Source organism: Pseudomonas sp. PvP025, from assembly GCF_017832155.1.
GTDB lineage: Bacteria > Pseudomonadota > Gammaproteobacteria > Pseudomonadales > Pseudomonadaceae > Aquipseudomonas.
Map to the genome: position 1 here is coordinate 273,237 of NZ_JAFIBJ010000001.1, position 22,468 is coordinate 295,704.

Annotated in this window: 18 protein-coding genes; 10 read left to right on the forward strand and 8 right to left on the reverse strand. The window is 64.5% G+C overall.

The window, feature by feature from the left end; genetic code table 11:
• Nucleotide 1 precedes the first annotated feature (1 nt).
• Both JOE32_RS01335 and JOE32_RS01340 read right to left on the reverse strand, forming a co-directional pair.
• Nucleotides 2-865 (reverse strand): EthD domain-containing protein, encoded by an 864-nt coding sequence (locus JOE32_RS01335; protein ID WP_209980744.1) that lies wholly within the window; start codon nt 863-865, stop codon nt 2-4.
• Nucleotides 866-925: 60 nt separating this feature from the next.
• The gene (locus JOE32_RS01340; protein WP_209980746.1) at nt 926-2,704 is read right to left on the reverse strand and encodes a sigma-54-dependent Fis family transcriptional regulator; all 1,779 of its coding nucleotides are present in this window, start codon (nt 2,702-2,704) and stop codon (nt 926-928) included.
• A gap of 480 nt (nt 2,705-3,184) precedes the next feature.
• On the opposite strand from JOE32_RS01340, the gene JOE32_RS01345 reads away from it, so the two are divergent.
• The 3 genes from JOE32_RS01345 to JOE32_RS01355 all read left to right on the forward strand — a co-directional run bounded on the left by JOE32_RS01345 (nt 3,185) and on the right by JOE32_RS01355 (nt 6,502).
• The gene (locus JOE32_RS01345) at nt 3,185-4,660 is read left to right on the forward strand and encodes a benzaldehyde dehydrogenase (protein ID WP_209980750.1); all 1,476 of its coding nucleotides are present in this window, start codon (nt 3,185-3,187) and stop codon (nt 4,658-4,660) included.
• 55 nt (nt 4,661-4,715) lie between these two features.
• Nucleotides 4,716-5,483 (forward strand): coniferyl-alcohol dehydrogenase, encoded by a 768-nt coding sequence (locus JOE32_RS01350; protein ID WP_209980752.1) that lies wholly within the window; start codon nt 4,716-4,718, stop codon nt 5,481-5,483.
• A gap of 71 nt (nt 5,484-5,554) precedes the next feature.
• Nucleotides 5,555-6,502 (forward strand): transporter, encoded by a 948-nt coding sequence (locus JOE32_RS01355; protein WP_209980755.1) that lies wholly within the window; start codon nt 5,555-5,557, stop codon nt 6,500-6,502.
• Between the two features lie 4 nt (nt 6,503-6,506).
• On the opposite strand, the gene JOE32_RS01360 is transcribed toward JOE32_RS01355, so the two are convergent.
• Nucleotides 6,507-6,965: a MarR family transcriptional regulator gene (locus JOE32_RS01360; protein ID WP_209980757.1), complete on the reverse strand. Its 459-nt coding sequence runs from the start codon at nt 6,963-6,965 to the stop codon at nt 6,507-6,509.
• A 188-nt stretch (nt 6,966-7,153) separates the two neighbouring features.
• Here JOE32_RS01360 and JOE32_RS01365 point away from each other — a divergent pair, with 188 nt between their 5' ends.
• The 4 genes from JOE32_RS01365 to JOE32_RS01380 all read left to right on the forward strand — a co-directional run bounded on the left by JOE32_RS01365 (nt 7,154) and on the right by JOE32_RS01380 (nt 12,194).
• Nucleotides 7,154-7,984 (forward strand): p-hydroxycinnamoyl CoA hydratase/lyase, encoded by an 831-nt coding sequence (locus tag JOE32_RS01365; protein WP_003231934.1) that lies wholly within the window; start codon nt 7,154-7,156, stop codon nt 7,982-7,984.
• A 74-nt stretch (nt 7,985-8,058) separates the two neighbouring features.
• The gene (locus tag JOE32_RS01370) at nt 8,059-9,507 is read left to right on the forward strand and encodes an aldehyde dehydrogenase (RefSeq protein WP_209980759.1); all 1,449 of its coding nucleotides are present in this window, start codon (nt 8,059-8,061) and stop codon (nt 9,505-9,507) included.
• 61 nt (nt 9,508-9,568) lie between these two features.
• Nucleotides 9,569-11,431 carry a feruloyl-CoA synthase gene (locus JOE32_RS01375; RefSeq protein WP_209980761.1) on the forward strand — a complete coding sequence of 621 codons (1,863 nt, stop codon included), beginning with the start codon at nt 9,569-9,571 and terminating at the stop codon, nt 11,429-11,431.
• 49 nt (nt 11,432-11,480) lie between these two features.
• A complete protein-coding gene (locus tag JOE32_RS01380; RefSeq protein ID WP_057008247.1) occupies nt 11,481-12,194 on the forward strand; it encodes a GntR family transcriptional regulator in 714 nt (237 codons plus the stop codon).
• A 6-nt stretch (nt 12,195-12,200) separates the two neighbouring features.
• Here the strand turns inward: JOE32_RS01380 and JOE32_RS01385 are convergent, their stop codons facing one another.
• Nucleotides 12,201-13,151: a PDR/VanB family oxidoreductase gene (locus JOE32_RS01385; protein ID WP_209980763.1), complete on the reverse strand. Its 951-nt coding sequence runs from the start codon at nt 13,149-13,151 to the stop codon at nt 12,201-12,203.
• Nucleotides 13,148-14,188 (reverse strand): aromatic ring-hydroxylating dioxygenase subunit alpha, encoded by a 1,041-nt coding sequence (locus tag JOE32_RS01390; RefSeq protein WP_209980766.1) that lies wholly within the window; start codon nt 14,186-14,188, stop codon nt 13,148-13,150. Before JOE32_RS01390 ends, JOE32_RS01385 begins: the two co-directional genes overlap by 4 nt.
• 257 nt (nt 14,189-14,445) lie before the next feature.
• Between JOE32_RS01390 and JOE32_RS01395 the strand changes: the two genes are divergently transcribed.
• From JOE32_RS01395 to JOE32_RS01405, 3 genes are all read left to right on the forward strand, one after another.
• Nucleotides 14,446-15,708, forward strand: coding sequence for a serine hydrolase (locus JOE32_RS01395; protein WP_209980767.1), 1,263 nt, complete (start codon nt 14,446-14,448; stop codon nt 15,706-15,708).
• Nucleotides 15,709-15,826: 118 nt separating this feature from the next.
• Entirely contained in the window at nt 15,827-17,164 is a 1,338-nt protein-coding gene (locus tag JOE32_RS01400; protein WP_209980770.1) for an alginate export family protein, read from the forward strand.
• 37 nt (nt 17,165-17,201) lie between these two features.
• Nucleotides 17,202-18,305, forward strand: a complete 1,104-nt coding sequence (locus tag JOE32_RS01405) for a polyamine ABC transporter substrate-binding protein (RefSeq protein ID WP_209980772.1) — start codon at nt 17,202-17,204, stop codon at nt 18,303-18,305.
• 36 nt (nt 18,306-18,341) lie between these two features.
• On the opposite strand, the gene JOE32_RS01410 is transcribed toward JOE32_RS01405, so the two are convergent.
• The 3 genes from JOE32_RS01410 to JOE32_RS01420 form a co-directional block, all read right to left on the reverse strand.
• Nucleotides 18,342-18,953, reverse strand: a complete 612-nt coding sequence (locus JOE32_RS01410) for a TetR/AcrR family transcriptional regulator (RefSeq protein WP_209980773.1) — start codon at nt 18,951-18,953, stop codon at nt 18,342-18,344.
• Nucleotides 18,954-19,281: 328 nt separating this feature from the next.
• A complete protein-coding gene (locus tag JOE32_RS01415) occupies nt 19,282-20,451 on the reverse strand; it encodes a catalase family protein (protein ID WP_209980775.1) in 1,170 nt (389 codons plus the stop codon).
• On the reverse strand, nt 20,448-22,256 hold the full coding sequence (locus JOE32_RS01420) for a cytochrome c (RefSeq protein ID WP_209980777.1): 1,809 nt from the start codon (nt 22,254-22,256) through the stop codon (nt 20,448-20,450). Before JOE32_RS01420 ends, JOE32_RS01415 begins: the two co-directional genes overlap by 4 nt.
• Nucleotides 22,257-22,468 lie beyond the last annotated feature (212 nt).

Below are 22,468 nucleotides of genomic sequence, written 5' to 3' on the forward strand. Positions count from 1 at the left end.
TTCAACCGCGCCGGAACAACTGCTCGACCTCGGGGTTGAGCTGATTGTTGGCGCCCAGGTACTCGATCAACTGCGCGGTCCTGCTGCCGCGCAGTCCGGCGGTGGTCAGCGTTTTGTCGTTGACGTAGGTGTAGAGGCCGGACACCGCAAAGGCCTTGAGCTGGGCGATGTGTCGGGCCTGACCTGCCAGGGTGCGCTGGAACGTCTCGCTGGCAAAGAACGCGCGGCGCGTCAGCGGGCTGGCGAAGGCGATTTCCATGATGGCCAGTTCTTCCCGCGCAGGGCTGGCATGGTGCGCGACATTCGGCGCCGGCGGATGCATGCCGTCATTGTTGAAGCGCGACGTCAGGTGCAGCGTGAGTTTCAGCACGTCATCGGCGCTGCCGAGCACGTCGGCCAGCTCATGGCTGAGGTAGTCGTGCAGTTCGGCGAGGCTGCCGCGCGGGCTGCAATGCACATGGAGGCGGTCGACGCTGTCCGTGCCGTTGAAGGTGCTGTCATGCAAGCGATTGACGCGCTTTTGCGAGCCGTGCGGCAGGTCATAGGCGAGGGTTTCCTCGAACATGTTTTGTTCGTCGGAAAACAGCAGTGAGGCGGCCTCCTGGAACCGCTTCTGGTCATCAGCGTTGGCGAAGCCAATCTCGACCCCACCGTCCAGCTCGTAGTGTTCGATCTCGCTGATGCCGTCGGCCAGCGGCCACAGGTGCGCGTCCTGGTTACGGTCGAAGTGATGCTGAATGTACAAACCGAGCCCGGGCAAGCGCGCGCACAGCGGCCCGTGTGCGTCGCGCCAGTAGGTGGCGAAGATGTCGTGGGGGACGCGCTCGCGACGTTTCACGGTGGTGTAGCTGTTTAGCTGGATCATCACTGGCTTCCTTCAAGACTGTGTTCAAGAAGGTTGTGATCCAGCTGGCGTCCCCGTCGTTCAAGATTTCTCCTCAATCGACGGCTCCGGTGCCTCAGCCGGTTGCCGCTGGTGTTTCTTCAGCCGGTAGGCAAATTGCGCGCGGCTCAGCCCCACCAGCCTGGCGGCGGCGGCCAGGTTGCCGGCGTTGCGTTGCAGCGCTTCGTTGATCAGGCGGGCTTCCAGGCCGTCGATGGAAAACCCCTGGTCCAGTTGGCCTAGGGTGTCGAGCAGGGCAGGGCGCACCACCGCAGTGGCATTGGACAGGCTGCCTTGCCCGTCAAGGCTGTACGGGTCCGCCGGCATGGGTTCGTTGCGAAACAGGTGCACCAGGTCGATGGCCTGACCTTCGTCGCTGGCGATCAGGCCGCGTTCGATCAGGTTTTGCAGTTCGCGCACATTGCCGGCGAAGTCGTAGCGCAGCAGCACCTTGAGCGCGCGCATGGTCAGGCCGGCGGGCGTGCGCCCGTAGTCCTGGCAGAAGCGCGTGAGGAATGCGTTGATCAGCAACGGAATGTCATCACGGCGTTCGCGCAGGGGCGGCAGCGCGATGGGGTAGACGTTGAGCCGGTAGAACAGGTCTTCGCGAAACGTGCCGTCGGCGACAGCCTTGCGCAGATCGATATTGGTGGCGGCCACCACCCGCACATCCACCTGGATGGCGCGCACGCCGCCGACCCGTTCGATTTCCCGCTCCTGCAGGGCGCGCAGCAGCTTGCTTTGCCCGGCCAGGCTGAGGCTGGTGATTTCATCCAGGAACAGCGTGCCGCCCTGGGCGCGCTCGAAGCGGCCGGGGCGCGCATGGGTGGCGCCGGTATAGGCACCGCGCTCGACGCCAAACAGTTCGGACTCGATCAGGTTGTCCGGGATGGCCGCGCAATTGAGCGCCACGAACGCGCCGTCACGGCGTGGGCTGAGCTGGTGCAACTGGCGGGCGAACATCTCCTTGCCCACCCCGGATTCGCCGCTGATCAGCACCGTCGCCGGGGTCGATGCGACGCGCGCCAGGGCTTGCGTGGCGGCGTTGAAGGTGGCGCTGGCGCCGATCAACGTGTCACGCGCGTTACTGCCGGGCAGGCTGTCGGGCGTGGACGCGAGCGGCGGGGTGCCAGGCATCTGCGACACATTCAGGTAGCGCAGGTCTTGCTCGACGTCACCCCATTGCGCGGCCGTCTTGCCCACCACGCGGCAACTGCCGTGGCCCATGCCGCGGCATTCGACTTCACGAAAAATCACCATCTGCCCGAACAGCCCGCTGACGAAGCCCATGGCGTAGCCGGTTTCGGTCCAGCACACCGGGTCCTGGCCGATGCCGTAGGCATTCACATGCTCATCGGCCTCGCACGAGTGGTGCCAGAGAAATTCGCCTTCATAGAAACCGGAGTCGGCGTCGAACTTGAAATGCACGGGCTCGACCTTGGTCATGCCTTCCAGCGTGTGCAGGTGGGTGCCGGCGCGAAACACGGCGGCAGCATCGGCCTGGGGCCAGCGCTCGCGGATCAGGCGCGCGTCCCGTGCACCGGAGGCAAAGCCGGTGCGGGTGAACAGTCCGCGCGCCTGTTCCAGCCCCAGGCGCTCGATGATCTTTGCGCGCAGCGCGCCGAATGACGAACCGTGCAGCAGCACCATGCGCTGGTCGTTGAGCCAGATGCGCCCGTCTTCGGGCGAAAAGAACAGGCAGTCGGCAAGCTCCGCCGGGGTGGGCGAGCTGCTGTCGCTGAGCTGGCGGCTGTCGCCGCGCGGGTGATAAGGCGTGGTGGTCGCCTGGACGTTGGGGTGTGCGCTGAAGGGATGAGTCATTGTTATGCCCTGATGCCGTTCAGTTAAGGAAAATGTGTGGGCTTATTGTGGCGAGCGGGCTTGCCCCGCGTTGGGGTGCGAAGCGCCCCCAATCGAGCAAAACGCGGTGTACCTGATACGGCTCAGCGCCTGGTTTTGGGGCTGCTGCGCAGCCCAACGCAGGACAAGCCTGCTCGCCACAGGGAATCTGCGCTCAACTGAACGGCGTTGTTGTTATGCCCCTGCAAAGCGTGTGATCGATATGAGTAACCGCCGAGATAGTTATTAAACATAACCTTATCAATTGAACAAGTGGCAGCGAGGCGGTTTTTGCTGACGTTCCTGTGCGTGTGCCTGAGCCGTGAACGGCAAGCCCCGACGCAGAGCCTTCGAGGCGTTATGTCAGCGCCTTGGCCTTTAAACGGCACAGCCTTTGCTCAAGGCTTGAGGCGGCGTTTGCCTCTGTGCAGACGATGACAATTACAAGAACCGGGAGTCACCATGTCAGTGTCTGAAACCATCCCCCTGTTACAGCGGGCCATCGAGTCCGAATGCCTGTTCGACGGCGACTGGAGCAAAGCGTCTGAAGCTGTGCTCCCGGTGATCGAGCCGGCCACCGGCGAAACCCTGATGCAATGCGCCATGGCCAGCCCGGCCGAGGTTGCCGTTGCCTGTCGCAGCGCGGCGCTGGCCCAGCCGGCCTGGGCCGCGCTGGGCCCACGGCAACGCGCCGAGGTGTTTCGCAAGGCGGCGGATGTGGCACTGCGCTCGTTCGCCGAACTGGCGCTGTATGTCGCCCGCGAAACCGGCGGCGCGCTGTACAAGGGCGAACACGAAGTGCGCGAGGCGATTGTGCTGTTGCATCAGGCGGCGGGCCTGTTGTCCCAACCCCACGGGCTGGTACTGCCCAGCGAGGCCGGGCGGTTGTCCTATGCGCGGCGCCAGCCCCATGGCGTGGTGGGGGTGATTTCACCGTTCAATTTCCCCCTGGTGCTGTCGATGCGCTCGGTGGCGCCGGCCCTGGCCGCCGGCAATGCGGTGGTGCTCAAGCCCGACCCGCAAACCCCGGTCAGTGGCGGTTTTCTTATCGCGCGGCTGTTCGAAGAGGCGGGCCTGCCCAAAGGGTTGCTGCACGTGCTGCCAGGGTCGGCGCCGGCGGGTGAAGCACTGTGCCGCGACGCCAATGTGCGCATGATCGCCTTCACCGGTTCCACGGCGGCGGGGCGCAAGGTCGCCGAGGTGGCCGGACGGCACCTGAAAAAAGTCGCGCTGGAACTGGGCGGCAAGAACGCGCTGATCATTCTCGAAGACGCCGACCTGGACCTGGCCGCGAGCAACGCGGCCTGGGGCGCGTGGCTGCACCAGGGGCAGATCTGCATGGCGACAGGGTTGATTCTGGCCCATGAATCCATCGCCGCCAGCCTCACGCGCAAACTGGTGGAAAAGGCCCGCGCGCTGAGCGTGGGCAATGCCGCCCGGGGCGAGGCGGCGCTGGGGCCGTTGATCAATGAGCGGCAATTGCAGCGCGTGCACGCCATCGTCAGCGACAGCCTGCAGGCCGGCGCGCGGCTGGAGGCGGGGGGCGAGTACGACCGGTTGTTCTATCAGCCCACCGTGCTCAGTGGCGTGCGTCCCGGCATGCGCGCCTTCGAGGAGGAGGTCTTCGGACCGGTGGCCACGGTGGTCAGTTTTGCCACGGACGAGCAGGCCATCGAATTGGCCAACCGCAGCGAGTACGGGCTCAGCGCCGCCATCATCTCACCGTCGGTTGGCCGCGCCATGGCCATTGGCGAGCGGCTTGACTGTGGCCTGCTGCACATCAACGACCAGACCGTGGCCGACGAATGCATCAACCCGTTCGGCGGGCGCGGCGCCTCCGGCAATGGTGGCAACGTCGGCGGGCCGGCCGACTGGGACGAGTACACCCAGTGGCAGTGGGTCACGGTAAAAAACACACCACCGACCTATCCCTTCTGAGCCCGGCTCGGGGGGTTGAAACACGCACGCCTATACAAAAACAAGAGGGCTGAACATGAACCTGCATAACAAAACCTTGATTGTCACCGGCGTCGCCTCCGGCATTGGCGCCGAAGTGGCGCGGCTGGCGCGGTTCCAGGGCGCGACGGTGATCGGTGTCGATCGCGCGGAGCCGCACCTGACCCTGGATGGCTTCCTGCATGCCGACCTCGGCGATGCGGCGAGCATCGACGCGCTGGTGGCGCGCTTGCCGGCGCGGGTCGACGCGCTGTGCAACATTGCCGGCGTGCCCGGCACGGCGCCGGCGCACACGGTGGCGCAGGTCAATTACCTGGGGGTGCGCCACCTCACCCAGGCGCTGCTGCCGCGTATGCCGGCGGGTGCCAGTGTGGTCAATGTCGCCTCGATCCTTGGCGCGCAATGGCCGCAGCGCCTGGAGCAGCACACGTCGCTGGCCGCCACCGACAGCTTTGCCGCCGGGCAGCAGTGGCTGGCGGCCAATCCGGTGGAACAGGCCACCTGTTATCAGTATTTCAAGGAAGCGCTGATTGTCTGGAGTTACCAGCAGGCCCAAGGCTGGTTTCGCGATCTTGGGGTGCGCATCAACTGCGTGGCGCCGGGGCCGGTGTTTACGCCGATCCTTGGCGATTTCGTCAGCATGCTCGGCCCGGAGCGCGTGGCCCGCGACAACCAGCGCATGACCCGTCCAGCCCTGGCCGATGAGGTGGCGGCGGTGATCGCCTTCCTCTGTTCGGATGCTTCGCGCTGGGTCAATGGGGTCAACCTGCCGGTGGATGGCGGGCTGGCAGCCACCTACGTATAAGCGCAGCCAACCCCGGTGTGGAACCCTGCACCGGGGGTCTTGAACAACAACAAAAATACAGGACATACAAGATGCTCAAGCCTATCTTGCGGGCGGCTGCGGCCGTGACGTTGATCGCCGTGTCGGCGGCGGTCCATGCCTATGACTTGCCCGGGCTCAACCTGGGCACCACCAGTTTCTACGACGGCTCCCCGGCCCCGGCGGGCCCCGGCTGGTACCTGGAGGAATACCTGACTTACAGCCGTGCCAGTCGCTTCAATGACGCCAACGGCAACAAACTGGCGCTGCCGCGACAGGACGTGGAAGTGGTGGCGCCGACCACGCAGATCATCTACGTCGGTAAGCCCCTGGCCAACGGCGCGATGCCCGGCTTCACCCTGATCAACACCTCCCTGGCCCACGCCGAGGTCGACGATGGCTTGAACAACGCGGCGCTGAGTTCGCGCGCAGGCTTTGGCGACCTGACGCTCGGCGCGTTTGTGCAACTGCCGACCCTGAGCCGGGCCGATGGCAGCCCCTGGCTGACCCAGCGCGTGGAGGCCGATGTGTCGATACCGGTGGGCGCCTATGACCGCACGCGCTCGATCAACCCGGGCAGCAACTTCTGGTCATTCAACCCGTACTACGCGGCGACCTACTGGTTCAGCCCCGCGTGGTCGGCCAGCGGGCGTTTCATGTACCTGTGGAACGGCAAAAACGACGAGCCGCAGGCAGGCTTCGGCGACGTCTCCAACACCCAGGCCGGCCAGGCGCTGCATGCCAACCTGACCCTGCAATATGCCGTGAGCGAGCAACTGAGCGTGGGCCTCAACGGCTACTGGCTCAAACAGATCACCGACACCGAGGTGGACGGCCATGCCGTCAGCGGGCGGCGGGAAAAGGTCTGGGCCATCGGCCCGGGGCTGGTCTATGGGTTCAGCAAGGAGAATGTGCTGTCGGTGAACGCCTACTTCGAGCAGCAGGCCGAGAACCGCACCCAGGGCAACAAGCTGGTGCTCAACTGGCTGCACAAGTTCTAGGCACTCAGTCCTGATACACCTTCTTCAGCAGGCGCAGCAGGGTGGCGCGTTCCTCGCTGTCCAGCGCGGCGGTGGCGTCCAGGTCGCTCTGGGCGGCGATGTCCTTGAGCGTCTTGAGCAGGGTTTCGCCGCTCTTGCTGAGGAAGATTCCGTAGGAGCGCTTGTCCGGCTTGCAGCGCAGGCGCACGGCGAGGGCGCGGCTTTCGAGCTTGTTCAGCAGCGGCACCACTTGCGGCGGTTCGATGGCCAGCGCGCGGGCCAGGTCGGTCTGCATCAGGCCGGGGTTCTGTTCGATGATCGCCAGGGCCGAGAACTGCGCGGGACGCAGGTCGTGTTCGGCGAGCCGGCCGATCAGGTTCTGGAACAGCTTGAGCTGGGCGCGGCGGATGGCGTAGCCGATCAGGTCGTCCAGCGCCGAATCCAGCGGCGGCGGCATGTCGGCGATGGGGGAGGGCTTGGCCATTGCGATGCAATCCTCGGAAGGGTGGTTATGAAGGCTATGCAGTTTGCCGGGGTTGGCGCGCCGTGGCTATGCCGGCGTTATACAAAGCCGGAAAATCAGGCAATATTCGGATTAATAGTTAATTGACATAACTATATTTGCGGTTTAGTTTCGAAGCATCTTCACTCCCAGAACAAGAGCGTACCGCCATGAGCAATTACGAAGGTCGTTGGAGCACTGTCAAGGTTGAGATCGAGCAAGGCATCGCCTGGGTCATCCTCAATCGTCCGGAAAAACGCAATGCGATGAGCCCCACCCTCAACCGGGAAATGATCGATGTGCTGGAAACCCTGGAGCAGGATCCAGACGCCGGTGTGCTGGTGCTGACCGGTGCCGGCGAGGCGTGGACCGCCGGCATGGACCTCAAGGAATATTTTCGCGAGGTGGATGCCGGCCCGGAAATCCTCCAGGAAAAAATCCGCCGCGAAGCCTCGCAATGGCAATGGAAACTGCTGCGCATGTACGCCAAGCCCACCATTGCCATGGTCAACGGCTGGTGCTTCGGCGGTGGCTTCAGCCCGCTGGTGGCTTGCGACCTGGCGATCTGCGCCGACGAAGCCACCTTCGGTCTCTCGGAAATCAACTGGGGCATCCCGCCGGGCAACCTGGTGAGCAAGGCCATGGCCGACACCGTGGGCCATCGCCAGTCGCTGTACTACATCATGACCGGCAAGACGTTCGGCGGGCAGAAAGCCGCCGAAATGGGCCTGGTCAACGAGAGCGTGCCGCTGGCGCAACTGCGGGAAGTTACCCTCGAACTGGCGCGCAACCTGCTGGAGAAAAACCCGGTGGTGCTGCGTGCGGCCAAGCATGGCTTCAAGCGGTGCCGCGAACTGACCTGGGAGCAGAACGAGGATTACCTCTATGCCAAGCTCGATCAGTCGCGTTTGCTCGATACCGAAGGCGGCCGCGAGCAGGGCATGAAACAGTTCCTCGACGACAAGAGCATCAAGCCTGGCCTGCAGACCTATAAGCGCTGAGCGCAGCGGCCACCGGCCGCCCCTCGCAAACCTGCTTGAACGTATTCCCGATAAAGACAAAAAGAGGAATCAGCATGCTGGATGTGCCCCTGTTGATCGGCGGCCAGTCGCGTCCTGCCAGCGACGGCCGAACCTTCGAACGCTGTAACCCGGTGACCGGCGACGTCGTGTCGCGGGTCGCCGCCGCCACCCTGGAAGATGCCGACGCGGCTGTCGCCGCCGCCCAGGCCGCGTTCCCCGCGTGGGCGGCGCTGGCGCCCAACGAGCGTCGCACCCGCCTGCTCAACGCCGCCGAACAGTTGCAGGCGCGCAGCGCCGAATTCATCGCCGCCGCTGGCGAAACCGGCGCCATGGCCAACTGGTACGCGTTCAACGTGCGCCTGGCCGCCAACATGCTGCGCGAAGCGGCGTCGATGACCACCCAGATCACCGGCGATGTGATTCCCTCCGATGTGCCCGGCAGTTTCGCCATGGCCTTGCGTCAGCCCTGCGGCGTGGTGCTGGGCATTGCACCGTGGAATGCGCCGGTGATCCTCGCCACGCGGGCCATCGCCATGCCGCTGGCCTGCGGCAATACCGTGGTGCTCAAGGCTTCCGAGTTGAGCCCGGCGGTGCACCGCCTGATCGGCCAAGTGCTGCAGGACGCCGGGCTGGGCGATGGCGTGGTCAATGTGATCAGCAACGCCCCCGCCGATGCCGCCGCGATTGTCGAGCGGTTGATCGCCAACCCCGCCGTGCGCCGGGTTAATTTCACCGGCTCGACCCATGTGGGGCGAATCGTCGGCGAACTGTCGGCGCGGCACCTCAAGCCGGCGCTGCTGGAGCTGGGCGGCAAGGCGCCGCTGCTGGTGCTCGATGACGCCGACCTCGACGCCGCCGTGGCGGCGGCGGCCTTTGGCGCGTATTTCAATCAGGGGCAGATCTGCATGTCGACTGAGCGCCTCATTGTCGACGCCAGCGTCGCCGACCGTTTCGTGACCCAGCTGGCCGCCAAACTTGCGACCTTGCCGGCCGGCGACCCCGCCGCGGCGGATTCGGTGCTCGGCTCGCTGGTGGATGCCAGCGCCGGCACGCGCATCAAGGCGATGATCGACGATGCCCTGGCCAAGGGCGCGCGGCTGGTGGCAGGTGGGCAACTGCAGGGCAGCATTTTGCAGCCGACCCTGATCGATGGGGTCACCGACGCGATGCGCCTGTACCGCGAAGAGTCGTTCGGCCCGGTGGCAGTGCTGCTGCGCGGTGACGGTGACGAGGCGCTGCTGCGCCTGGCCAACGACTCCGAGTTCGGGCTGTCGGCGGCGATCTTCAGCCGTGACACCGGGCGTGCGCTGGCGCTCGCGCAGCGGGTGGAATCGGGCATCTGCCATATCAACGGCCCCACCGTGCACGACGAGGCGCAGATGCCTTTCGGTGGCGTCAAGTCCAGTGGCTACGGCAGTTTTGGCGGCAAGGCCGCCATCGAGCACTTCACCCAGTTGCGCTGGGTGACGTTGCAGAACGGCCCACGGCATTACCCGATCTGAGCCGGCGCCGCCGCGTTGCGGTGGCCCTGTACATCCCAAAAAAAGGCAGAGGACATCCCCCGTGAGTTCCGAATTCAGATCGCAACCCCAGCCCGCACCGCGCTACCGCGACGTGTCCATCGGCCAAGCGCCGGTGGCGATCACTGAAGAACACGGCGTGCTGCACATGCGCTCCCTCGAACCCCTGGCGCCGCTGCCGCCGCGCCTGCTTGACCGGCTGGTGCACTGGGCGCAGGTGCGCCCCGCGCAGACGTTTATCGCGGCGCGCCAGGCCGGCGGTGACTGGCGCCACGTCAGCTACAGGGAAATGCTCGACAGCGTGCGCGCGATTGCCCAGAGCCTGCTCGGTTACGGGCTGTCGGCGCAGAAGCCGCTGGCGTTGCTTTCGGGCAACGACATCGAGCACCTGCAGATGGCGCTCGGCGCGATGTATGCCGGCATTCCCTACAGCCCGGTGTCGCCGGCGTACGCGTTGTTGTCCCAGGATTTCGCCAAGCTGCGGCACGTGTGCGACCTGCTGCAACCGGGGCTGGTGTTCGTCAGCGATGCCGCCGCCTACCAGCGCGCGATCGAGGCGGTATTGCCGGCCACGACGCCGCTGATCACGGTGCGCGGCGAGGTGCCGGGGCGTCCCTGCACGGCGTTCGCCAGCCTGCTGCAAACCCCGGGCGGGCAGGCGGCCGAGGCGGCGTTCGAGGCCACGGGGCCGGACAGCATCGCCAAGTTCCTGTTCACCTCCGGCTCCACCAAGCTGCCCAAGGCGGTGGTCACCACCCAGCGCATGCTCTGCGCCAACCAGCAAATGCTGTTGCAGACCTTTCCGGTGTTCGGCGAGGAGCCGCCGGTGCTGGTGGACTGGCTGCCGTGGAACCACACCTTTGGCGGCAGCCACAACGTCGGCATCGTGCTCTACAACGGCGGCACCTTTTATCTCGATGACGGCAAGCCCACGGCCCAGGGTTTCGCCCAGACCCTGCGCAACCTCAAGGAGGTGTCGCCCACGGCCTACCTCACCGTGCCCAAGGGCTGGGAAGAACTGGTCAATGCCCTGGAGCAGGACGGCGAATTGCGCGAGCGGTTTTTTGCGCGCATGAAACTGTTCTTCTTTGCCGCTGCCGGCCTGTCGCAAAGTATCTGGGATCGCCTCGACCGCGTGGCCGAACAACACTGCGGTGAGCGCATCCGCATGATGGCCGGGCTGGGCATGACCGAAGCCGCGCCGTCCTGCACCTTCACCACCGGGCCGTTGTCCATGGCCGGCTACATCGGTTTGCCCGCGCCGGGCTGCGAAGTATGCCTGGTGCCGGTGGACGGCAAGCTGGAAGGGCGCTTTCGCGGGCCGCACATCATGCCGGGCTACTGGCGCGCGCCGGAGCAGACCGCCGAGGTGTTCGACGAGCGAGGTTTTTACTGTTCGGGGGACGCGATCAAGCTCGCCGATGCGCAGCAGCCGCAGTTGGGGTTGATGTTCGACGGGCGAATCGCCGAGGACTTCAAGCTGTCTTCCGGGGTGTTTGTCAGCGTCGGGCCGTTGCGCAATCGCGCGGTGCTCGAAGGCTCACCCTATGTGCAGGACCTGGTGATCACCGCGCCGGACCGCGAGTGCCTCGGCGCGCTGGTCTTCCCCAGGCTCTACGAGTGCCGGCGGCTGGCAGGCTTGCACGCCGACGCCAGCGACGCCCAAGTGCTGGCCAGCGCGGCGGTGCGCCAGTGGTTCGGCGACTGGCTGCAGCGGCTCAATCGCGAGGCGACCGGCAACGCCAGCCGCGTGGAGTGGATTGCCTTGCTCGACGAGCCGGCGTCCATCGACCGAGGGGAGATCACCGACAAGGGCTCGATCAACCAGCGTGCGGTGCTGCAATGGCGCGCGGCGCGGGTCGAGGCGCTGTATCGCGGTGAAGACCCCACAGTCCTGCGCGCCTGACGCGCGCTGCGGTACTATGGCAGCCCGTGTTTTTCTGGAAGCTGCCTGGATGAGCAAGCCCGGTCAATTGGTGCTGGTTGCACTGCGCAAGATGATTGCCAGCGGAGAGCTGGCGGCGGGCGAACGGCTGCTGGAAGTGCCCACCGCGCAGCGCTTCGGCGTGTCGCGCATGCCGGTGCGCATGGCCTTTCGCACCCTCGAACAGGAAGGGCTGCTGGTGCCCTTTGGCGGGCGCGGGTATCAGGTGCGTTCGGTCAGCCCCAGCGATATCGCCGGCGCCGTCGAAGTGCGTGGCGTGCTTGAGGGGCTGGCGGCGCGTCAGGCCGCCGAGCATGGGCTGTCCGATGAGGCGCGGCGCGCGCTGGAGCGCTGCCTGGTGGAGGGCGATCAACTGTTCGAGAAGGGCTATGTCACCGAGGACGACCTGGAGGTCTATCACGACCTGAACATGCGTTTTCATCAGGTCATCGTCGCCGGCAGCCACAACCCGGCAATCACCGACGCGCTGGCACGCAACGATCATCTGCCGTTCGCTTCCGTCACCGCGCTGGCCATCGACCGCGAGGACATGGCGCGCGAGTACCGCCGTTTCAACTACGCCCACCTGCAGCATCACTCGGTGTTCGATGCGCTGGTCAATCGCCAGGGCGCGCGGGCCGAGGCGATCATGCGCGAGCATGCCAACGCGACCTTGCGCTATGCCGAGATCTTCAGCGCCGCCACCGCCCGCGAGCGGATCAAGGTCATTGTGCCGTCGGCCTGAGGCGGGTCAGATATCCAGCACCAGCAGCGCGGTTTTCGCGCGCGAGCAGCACGGCGTGAACTGATCGTTCAACGCCTGCTCCTGCTCGGTGAGAAACAGGTCCCGGTGCTCGGGAATGCCCTCAAGCACGCGGGTCAGACAGGTGCCACAAATCCCTTGTTCGCAGGACACGGCAATCTCGATGCCGTGGCTTTGCAGGACCTGCACCACGCTCTTGTCGGCCGGTATGTCGAACACCTCACCGCTGCTGGCGACCTGCACCGCAAACGCGCCGTCAAGACCTCCGTCCACAGCCGGCGCCGAGAAATACTCGCGGTGCAGGCAGTCCTCCTGCCAGCCCTGGGCGCGTGCGCTGTCGAGCACATGCTGCATGAAGCCGCCGGGCCCGCACACGTACAGATGCACATCATCGGCCGGGGTGGCGAGCACCTCGGCAGCGTTGAGGGCGGTGTGCGGTTGTGCGTCAAAATGCAGGAATACCCGCTCGGCAAATGCCGACGCCTTGAGTCGCTGCACAAACGCCGCGCGCTCACTGGCGCGGGCGCAGTAATGCAGCTCGAAGTCGGCGCCGGCCTCGGCCAGTTGCTCGGCCATGCACAGGATCGGGGTGATGCCGATGCCGCCGGCAAACAGCAGGCTGCGTCGCGCCTGTAAAGCGAGGGGGAACAGGTTGCGCGGTTCGCTGATGCTCAGGTGCGTGCCGACCTGCACCTGCTCGTGCAGGCCGCGCGAGCCGCCGCGCGTGGCGGGGTCCTTGAGCACGCCGATCTGGTAACGGTGGCGCTCCCGAGGGGGATTGCACAGCGAATACTGACGCACCAGGCCGCCTGGCAAGTGCACGTCGATGTGGGACCCGGCGCTGAACGCCGGCAGCGGCGTGCCGTCGACGCGGGTCAGCTCATAGCTGCAAATGTCCAGCGCCTCGTCGTTGCGGGACGTCACCACCACCTCGATCATGTCGGTTCTCCGGCGCGTTCCCTGGCGATCAGGCGTTCGAGAATCTTGCGTGACTGCACGCCTCCGGCATCGATATTCAGCTTGAGCAGGTTGCGCGTGGGGTGTGCCAGCAGGTTCTGTTGCTGGCGTTCGAGCATCTCCAGGTCTTCGCTGAAAATCTTGCCCTGGCCTTCGCGGATACTGGCGGTCAGCGCCTCGTCGTGGGGCTGGAAATTGCGCGCCATGCCCCAGAAATACCAGATCGAGGTGTCGGTCTGCGGGGTGATGAAATCCACCACGATGCTCGCCGCCTTGTGTTCCGGCGCGGCGTGGTAGCCACCCTTGCCGGCGTGGGCCACGCCGACTTCGATCATCACGTGGCTGGGCGGGGTGAAGCGGCAGATCTGCCAGCGGTCCACGGGCACATCGTCGGCCAGCTGGTTGCCGCGCAGCGCCATGCGCCAGAAGGGCGGCGCCATGATGTTCTGCATGTGCCGGGCGGTCACCACCTCATCGCCTTCCACGGTGGTCACGGGCGGCGCTTCGTCGATCTCTTTCTGGCCGATGCTGGAGGCGTGCACGTAGGTTTCGTGGGTCAGGTCCATCAGGTTGTCGATCATCAGGCGGTAGTCGCACTGGATGTCGAACAGCCCGCCGCCGTAAGCCCATTGGTCGCTGTCGGCCCATTCCAGGTGCGGAATCAGCGCGGGGTCGGCCTGCTCCTGATCGCCAGGCCACACCCAGATAAAGCCGTGACGCTCAACGGCGGCGAACGCCTTGTTGCACGGAAACCCGCGTACCCGCTGGCCGGGCATTTCCACGGTCCTGCCATCGCCGCCCATCACCAGGCCGTGATAGCCGCACACCAGGTTTCCGTTTTCGACATAGCCCAGAGAGAGCGGCGCACCACGGTGGGGACAGAAGTCTTCAAGGGCTCTGACCTGATTCGTCTGGTCTCGATAAAACACCAGCTTTTCCCCGCAGATTTGCCGGCCGAGGGGTTTGTGTACCAGTTCATCGGGGGTGCAGGCGACATACCAAGTGTTTTTTGGGTACATGACGGTTCTCCAGGCTGGTCGTTGTTTTTATTTAATGGATCCATTAGAGGCGCGGTAGGTTTTCCGGTCAATTCTGTATTTTCAGGTTTCATGGAAAATACGGGCGATTATCGGCCAATTTTTTACGTCTTATTGGATCCATAAAAGTCCAGCTTTTATGAAATATCTGTTAAATATTTTATTGACTAAAATAATTAATAAGCGTAATTATTTTCCTGCATCTGCTCTCACGCAGAGTCATTTCCAGGATCACAGAGATGAGCCAGAACGCCGTCCCTTTACTCGTCAGACTGTATGTCGAGGCCAATGAATCTTCACCGACCGAGCCACCCGCACCGCGCCTGATGCAGGGGTTTCCCGCCGCGCCGGAGCAGCGCGTGACCTGGGATAACTGGATGCGCCCGCCGTTCAACCGCTGGGGGTTTCGTCACCTGGCGCGCTTGCGTCCCTCGATCGATGTGCAGGCCGGGCGTGGCCCGTGCGCGCCGCTGATCGAAGCGCCCCAGGCGCTGGACGCGCTGCACTTTGACAGCGTCTGCGGCCTGAGCATCAGCGTGCTCGACCACCTCAAGGCCAGTCACACCGACGGCCTGCTGGTGCTGCAGGGCGATCAGGTGCTGTTCGAGCGTTACTTCAACGGCCAGCGGCCGGACGATCGGCACATCATGTTTTCGGTGACCAAGTCGCTGATCGGCGTGCTCGGCGAACAACTGGTCAGCGAGACCGTACTCGACCCGACGCGGCTGGTCGGCAGCTACGTGCCGGAGCTTGCGTGCAGCGCCTTCGGGGATGCGACGGTGCGCCAGCTGTTCGACATGGCCGTGGGCATCGACTACCGCGAGGTGTACGACGACCCGACGTCCGAGAGTTCGCAATACGGCTACGCCTGCGGCTTCAACCCGGCGCCGAGCCAGTTTCGCGAGTTTGAATCCCTCTACCAATACCTGCCGTCGCTGCGCAAACGCGGCGAGCATGGCGGGTTCTTCCACTACGTGACCGCTGCCACCGAGGCGCTGGCCTGGGTCATGGAGCGTGCCTCGGGCGTGCCCTGCGCGCAGCTGTTGCAAAGGGTCTGGAGCCAACTGGGTTGCGAGCGCGACGGCTACTTCATGGCCGATCCCTGGGGCCGCAGCGTAGCCGGCGCCGGCTTCAGCGCGACCCTGCGCGACATGGCGCGTTTCGGCCGATTGCTGGCCAATGACGGCCGCCACAACGGCGACCAGTTGCTGCCAAGCGAGGCCATCGCGCGCATCGCCAGGGGCGCGGACCCGGCGATCTACGCGGCCAATCCGGAGTTCGCCGAGTGGGCCCCCGGCGCGTCCTACCGCAGCCAGTGGTACGTGTTCAATGACCACAGTCAGGCGCTGATGGCGGGCGGCATCCATGGCCAATACCTGTTCATCGACAAACCGTCCCGTGTGGTGATCGTCAAGCAGTCATCGCTGCCCGAGGCGGTCGGCCCGGTCGATGCCGACAGCGTGCGCATGCTGCGCGCCATCGCGGCGCACCTGACGCGCTGAGACCCTTTCAACAATAACGATCCAGCGTCTGGATTCCACCTGGCTTGCCCAGGTGTTGGCGGCGTACTGCGCCGCCTGCAACTGCCCTGTACAACAATAACGACACAGGAGCTTCACGATGTATTTCACGACGCGTTTTACCCGCGCGCTGGTGGCGGTGAGTCTGCCCCTGAGCGCCCAGGTCGCCCTTGCGGGCTATACCTTCGAGGACGGCGACCTCAAGGGCGAGGTCAACCTCACCGCCGGCGGCGCCAGCATCACCACGCGCAACGTCAACTTCGGCAGCGGCCGGGTCGACCAGCGCAACGGACGCAATGACGGCAGTTCGATTGGCTGGCAGGAGTTCTACGTCAAGCCCGGTATCACCTTCAACTACGCGCTGAACCCCGACGTCAGCCTGCTCGGCGGCGCGTCGGTGGTGGCCGCCACCACCTTCGGCGATGGCGACGCCGGCGGCTTTAGCCGCAGCTCCGATGGCCGGGTGGCCACCGAAGAGCTGTTCGCCGGGGTGCGGGTCGGCGAGTGGACCTTCACTGCCGGGCGCCAGAACTACAAGGTCGGCACCGGTTTCATCGTGATGGATGGCAACCTCGACCAGTTCAAGGACGGCGCCTATTGGCTCAGCCCGCGCACCGCGTTCAAGGACTCGGCGATCCTCGCCTGGGACCATGGCGCGCTGAAGAGCCAGGTGTTCAGCCTGCGCACCGACGATGACCTGGGCGACTTTCGCATGACCGGGGTCAACCTCGACTACAACCTCGATGACCAGGTGACCCTCGGCGCGATGGCGCTCAAGGTCAACGCCCTCGGCCCACGGGGCAGCACCTGGCCACGGCGCCGCGACGGCATGCAGGTGTACAACCTGCGCGCGCTGAATGCCAGGGTGCCGGGCATCGCGCCGCTGACCCTGAACGCCGAATACGCGGTGGAACGCGGCAGCGGCGAGGGCGTCGACTACGCGGCCAACGCCTGGTACGCCCAGGCCGACTACGCCTTTGGCGACCTGCCGCTGACGCCGATCCTCGGCTATCGCTACGCAAGCTTTTCCGGGGACGACAACCTGGGCGACAACCGGCAGAAGGCCTGGGACCCGTTGAGCAAGGGCTTCATCGACTGGGGCACCTGGCTGGTGGGCGATGTGGTCGGCAACTACCTGTTGTTCAACAGCAATGAAAACGTCCAGCAGTTCTCGCTCAAGACGCACCTGAGCCAGACCCTTACCCTGGGCGCGATCCACTATCAGTTCTGGCTCGACGAGAAGAACTACATGGGCGCGGCGGTCAACGACCGGCGCTTTGCCGATGAAAGCGTGGTGTTTCTCGACTGGACCCCCACGCCGTCCTTCTACACCTCACTCTCCTACAACTGGGTCAAACCGCTGGCGGCGGCCAGGCAAGTGTTCGGCGATGACCAGAAATTCAGTGCCCTGGAACTCTACTTCACCTACCGTTATTGAGCGCCGCGAGCCATTGCGGCCGCGCAGGAGTGTGTGCATGAACAAGTCTTTGCGTAATACCGTGCTGGGCGTCGCCATCGCCTGGCTGTGCAGCGGCTGGTGCCTGGCCGGGGAGCGCACGGTGCGCATCTATAACTGGATCGAGTACCTGCCGCCTGAAATCCTCAAGAACTTCGAACAAGAGACCGGCATTCACCCGATCTACGATGTGTTCGACAGTGTCGAGACGCTGCAAGCCAAATTGCTGACCGGCAACTCCGGCTACGACGTGGTATTTCCCGGCAGCTCCTACATCAGCAATCTGATCACCGCTGGCGCCATCCAGCCGCTGGACCGCAGCCAGTTGCCCAACTGGAAACACCTCGACCCGCAATTCATGACCTCTCTGGAGGCGGTGGGTGACCCCGGCAATCGCTACGCCGTGCCTTACCTGTGGGGCACCACGCTGATTGGTTACAACGTCGACAAGATTCAGAAAATCTTCGGCGCGGATGTGCAGATGAACACCTGGGACATGATCTTCAAGGAAGAGAACCTGAAAAAAATGACCGGCTGCGGCGTCGGCTTCCTCGACGCCGGCAATGAGATTCTGCCCATCGCCTTGCACTATCTGGGTCTGGATCCCAACAGCCAGAAGCGTGAGGACTACACCCAGGCGCAGCAGTTGATGCTCAAGATCCGCCCCTATGTCACCTACTTCAACTCCTCGCGATACGGCATGGACCTGGCCAACGATGATGTCTGTGTGGCGGTGGGCTGGTCCGGCGGTGTGGCCCTGGCCAAGCGACTGGCGGACGCGGCAGGCAAGGGCGTCAAGGTGGCGATGGCGTTGCCCGTGGAGGGCGCGCCGATGTGGTCGGACGTGATGACGGTGCCGAAAAATGCGCCGCATGCGGCAGAGGCCTACGCGTTTATCAACTATATCCTGCGTCCGGAAGTGATCGCTCTGATCAGCAACCGAATCGGTTACCCGAACCCCAACAAGGACTCGACGGAAATGGTCAATGCCGAGATTCGCAACGACCCGAACATGTACATTCCCGATGCGGCGCGCAAAACCCTGTTCCCCCTGCAACCGATGCCGGCGGCGATCGAGCGTGTCCGCACCCGCGTATGGACCACCATCAAGACCAACCGCTGAACAGCGCAACGGTCGGCTGCACTGGCTGACGCGACTTCAGGTGCGCATGCCCTGGAACAGCAGGGCAGTGATGCGGCGCACCTGACTGGAGTGGGATTCGATGTCTGGCGGGGTCTGGCTGACCAGGCGCAACAGCTGCAGGTGCGCGTAGTCGTTGAGCAGGAACGCCGCGAGGTCGACGTCCAGGTCATCGCGCAGCTTGCCGGCCTGTTGCAGCTCGCGCAGCAGGCCGCTGATTTGCCCACGCAACGCATCGTTCATGGTGCGGTAGCCGGCGGGCAATTCGCTTTCGCCGCCGAACAGGATCAACGGCAGCAGCTCGCGCCACAGGTTGGGGTGCATGACCTCGAGCGCATAGTTGGTGAGCAGTTTTTCCAGGTAGCAGAGCGCGTCCACCGGGTCGTCCATGGCCGGCATCAGGCGCCGTGTGTCGTGCAGGGCGCGGCGGTCGGCCTCGTGCAGGATTTCCAGGATGATTTCCTGCTTGTTGCCGAAGTATTTGAACACCGTGGGCGCCGAAACGCCCGCCTGGTTGGCGATCTGTTCGATGGTGGTGTTCTGGTAACCCTGGCGTTCGAACAGTTCGATCGCCGCTGTACTGATGGCTTGGCGGCGTTCGAGCCGTTGCCGTTCACGCAGTCCGCTCACGCAAGATCCTTGTCGGGTAAAGAGCGGGGCAGTCGGCCCCGGCAGTGCTGTGAAAATACTTTACGGGGTAAAAACTTTAAAGCGCTCATTTTTTTGCGGAGGCACTAGCCGATTTCGGCACAGCGTGCCTGCGGGCGCTCCAGGGGGAATGGAAATTGCCAATTGACCCCGGGGCGCTTTGACGGCGAACTGATCACGTTGCGGGCCGGCTGGATGCAACTGGTGCGCGACCGTGCCAACCAGTCGATGCTCAAAAGCGGCCGCGCGTGGAAAGGCGCGATCACCTGTGACTGGTGCCTTTGCGCCTGCAACTTGACCTTGCCATGCCTTAGGGTGAAGTGTTGCGGCTGTGGCGGTAATCGCTCACGGCTTCGTACACGGCTTTGCGCAGCCGGTTGATGCCGCCGATGGGGCGGTGTGCTTCCACGCCGAACCAGGGGTTGAACGACTGGTTGTCGCACGCCAGATTCAACGCCGGGGTGTCGAAATCCTGCGCGGGAATCCGCACGTTGGCCACGGTCTCGTAGGGCGCGTCGCTTTCCTTCCACTCGATGCTGGTGTCCTCGATCGGCATGAACTTCTGCGGGCTCTGCCGCTGGATTTGCAGCACGAAGCAGGCCGCCACACGGTCGGTGGACAACTGCTGGTTGAGGGCGCTGCGCAGGAAGTTCGGCAGGTCCTCGTTCTGCTTGGGCAGCGCGTATTGCGGGCAACTGTGCGGGTCGGGCGCCACGCGGAATTTGGCGTTGGCCGCGCCGAATTTATACGGTGAAACAGAGAAATAGGTGGTCTGCGTGGGGCTGGCCGGCGCGGGGGCCAGGGTCGCCAGGGCGATGAACAGGTGGCGCACCTGCCAACTGCGCGGGTCGAGGCTGGGGAAGAATGCCTGGATTTTCTTGCCGTCCGCCTGGGCGCCGATATTCTGCGCGTATTCGGCCACGTCACTGACGAAGAAGTTCGGATGGCTGAACATCACGAAGTCCTGCTCCGTGCGCGCCTGCTGATCGGCCATCAACTGCTTGCCCGGAACGTCCAACAACTTGAGGGCCATGCCTCGCGCGTCGCGGATGCTGTCGAACTGCGGGTAGGCGTTGCCGTTGGACAGGCGGATCGTCGCTTGCCAGGTTTTGCCGGGTTCGGCAAATACGCCCTGGCGCAAGGCTGGGTCAAGGTCGGCCAGCACGCTGACTTCGGCCTTCACGCAGCCGTGGGCCTTGGCATGGGCGTCGCGCAGGTAGCGCGTGCCTTCGCGGTGCTGGTCGACGATGCGCACGGCGGTCTGGATGATGCCCTGGGTCATCGCCGCCTCGCCGGGCGGAATCTGCTCGTTCGGTGACACCGGGCCGCTGTGCTGCCAGGCGTACCAGGCGGTTGCCGCCAGCCAGCCCAGCAGTCCCAGCCCCACCAGCCACAGCAGGGTTTTGCCGAGCAAGGCGCCCAGGCGCAGCCAGAGGCGGGCGAGCAGTGAGCGTTGGTTGTATTGCGATCGGATAATCATGGCAGTTGTTGCTCCAGCGGGCCGCCCAGCACTTTCAGGTATTCCAGCAGCGCCCAGCGTTCCTGCGGCAGCAGGCCACGGCCGATAACGCCGTCGCCACGCTTGCCGTCACGAAATTCGTGGCCGCTGTTGTGGTTGCCGGTGATGTTGGTATCGAACAGGAAGGCATTCTTGAATGCGCCGGTTTCAAACCCGAGATGGCGCGGGTCATAGGCGAAGGTGCCTTTATAGAAGGTGACGCTGCGCTCGTCCTGGGGCGAGAGCAGTTGGTAGAGCGTGGGCACCGAGCCGTTGTGCAGGAACGGCGGGGTGGCCCACACACCGGCCAGTGGCCGCGCCTTGTAGGCACGCAGTTCGCGCACGCCGATGGGTTGATCGAAACCGTCCAGGTTCGGGCGCTCGGCCGGGGTGACGCCGGCGGCACGGTAGGCGTGGTCTTCGACGTAGGCGGTGACGTAGGCCAGACCCTTGGCCACGGACATGCTTTTCAGGTCCAGCGGTTCGCTTTGCCTGGGGTGCAGTTGCACATTGAGTGCGGCCAGTTCTGCGCTGTCCCATTGCAGCGCGCTGAGGTCGTAGCGCTGGTCGGCGATGTTAGTGGCGGCGGTGGGATCGGTGCCGATGTAGTCGACGGTGAGCATTTGCAGGTGCTGCACCGCCCGGCCCGGTTCCTGGGTGACGGTGGGCACGTGGCAGGCGGCGCAGTTTTCGGCAAAGAGCGCGCGGCCCTGGGCGGCGAGCGGTTTGTCGATGGCGCCGAACAGGTCTTGCGGCCAGGTGGGCGGCTTGAGGCGTTGCAGGGTTTCTTCGATCAGGTGCAGGTCGCGCACGCGTACGCTGGACGGGTAACGGGCCTGGCCCTGCAGCGGCTGGCCGGCGCTGTCGAAAAAGTCCAGGGTCGCGCCCACGCCCAGGGCTTCGCCGATATTGCGCGCCATGGGTTGTTGGGCCGAGCCGTTCCATTGCACCCAGTCGAAGGTCCAGATGTCCCACAGCTGCGGGTAGTCCACGGGCGCATTGGCGATGCGGTAGTTGTCCGGGGAAATCGCATCGCCAAAGCTGGCATTGGCGATGCGGCCGAACGCATCGGTACGGCCGGGGCCTTCCTGGGTGGGGTAGAGGCCGCGATGGGTGTCGTTCCAGGCGACCGTGATAAACCGGTTGAGGGACTGTTTGAAGGCCTCGCGCAGTTGGCGGTGTTCGGCTTCATAACGATCCCCCAGCACCTGACGGGCGAAGCGTTCGAATTTCCATGGGTTGTAATAGGTGGCCGCAAGGCTTGCCACCAGGGCCTGGCCGAAACTGCCGCCGCGCAGGGTGGGTACGCTGGAGGGCAGCACGTGTTGCGCCGAGCCGCCGTCGATGCGCAGGGCCTGGCCTTTGAAATGCAGCTCGCCGGTGTGGCAGGCGGCGCAGGTGATGTCCAGGTATTCAACGTTGCTGTCAGCGTTTTTATGCCGGGCGAAACCGACTGGCAGGTTGCCGGGGTTCTGCGCGGTGGGCACTTGTTTGGGGTCCACGAGGAAGCCGAAGCGCGCCAGGTACTCGGGTGCGGCAAAGCGCTGTTCGGAGAACGGCAGTTCGAGAGCGGTGAACCAGTCGTAATGCAGGCCCTTGACCTGGGTGCCCTGGGGCGTGAAGTAGTAGGTCTGGCGGTCGGTGGCGCTCCATTGGTCCTGGTAGCGCACCTGCTCCACGGGCACGTAATTGGGCAGCCTGGGGTTGACGATGTAGTAGAGCACCACGCCCAGGAGCAGGCCCAGGGCGATAAGAAGCAGAAGTAAGGCACGGGAGAAAATGCGCAAGAGGGCTATCCTTGTCTCGGTCTTGTCGAACGGTAGCGCTGTTATGCCACTACGCCACAGGTGCGGCAAGTGGCCATGAATGTGCGTCAGGGCGCTCCGCGATCCGTCGCGGGCCCGCATCATGAATGAAAATGCTTTTAAACACGTGAACTTATCAGGCGATTCCCGCTCACATGCCGGTAGCCATTGGTCGTGGCCGGCTGATAAGCTCG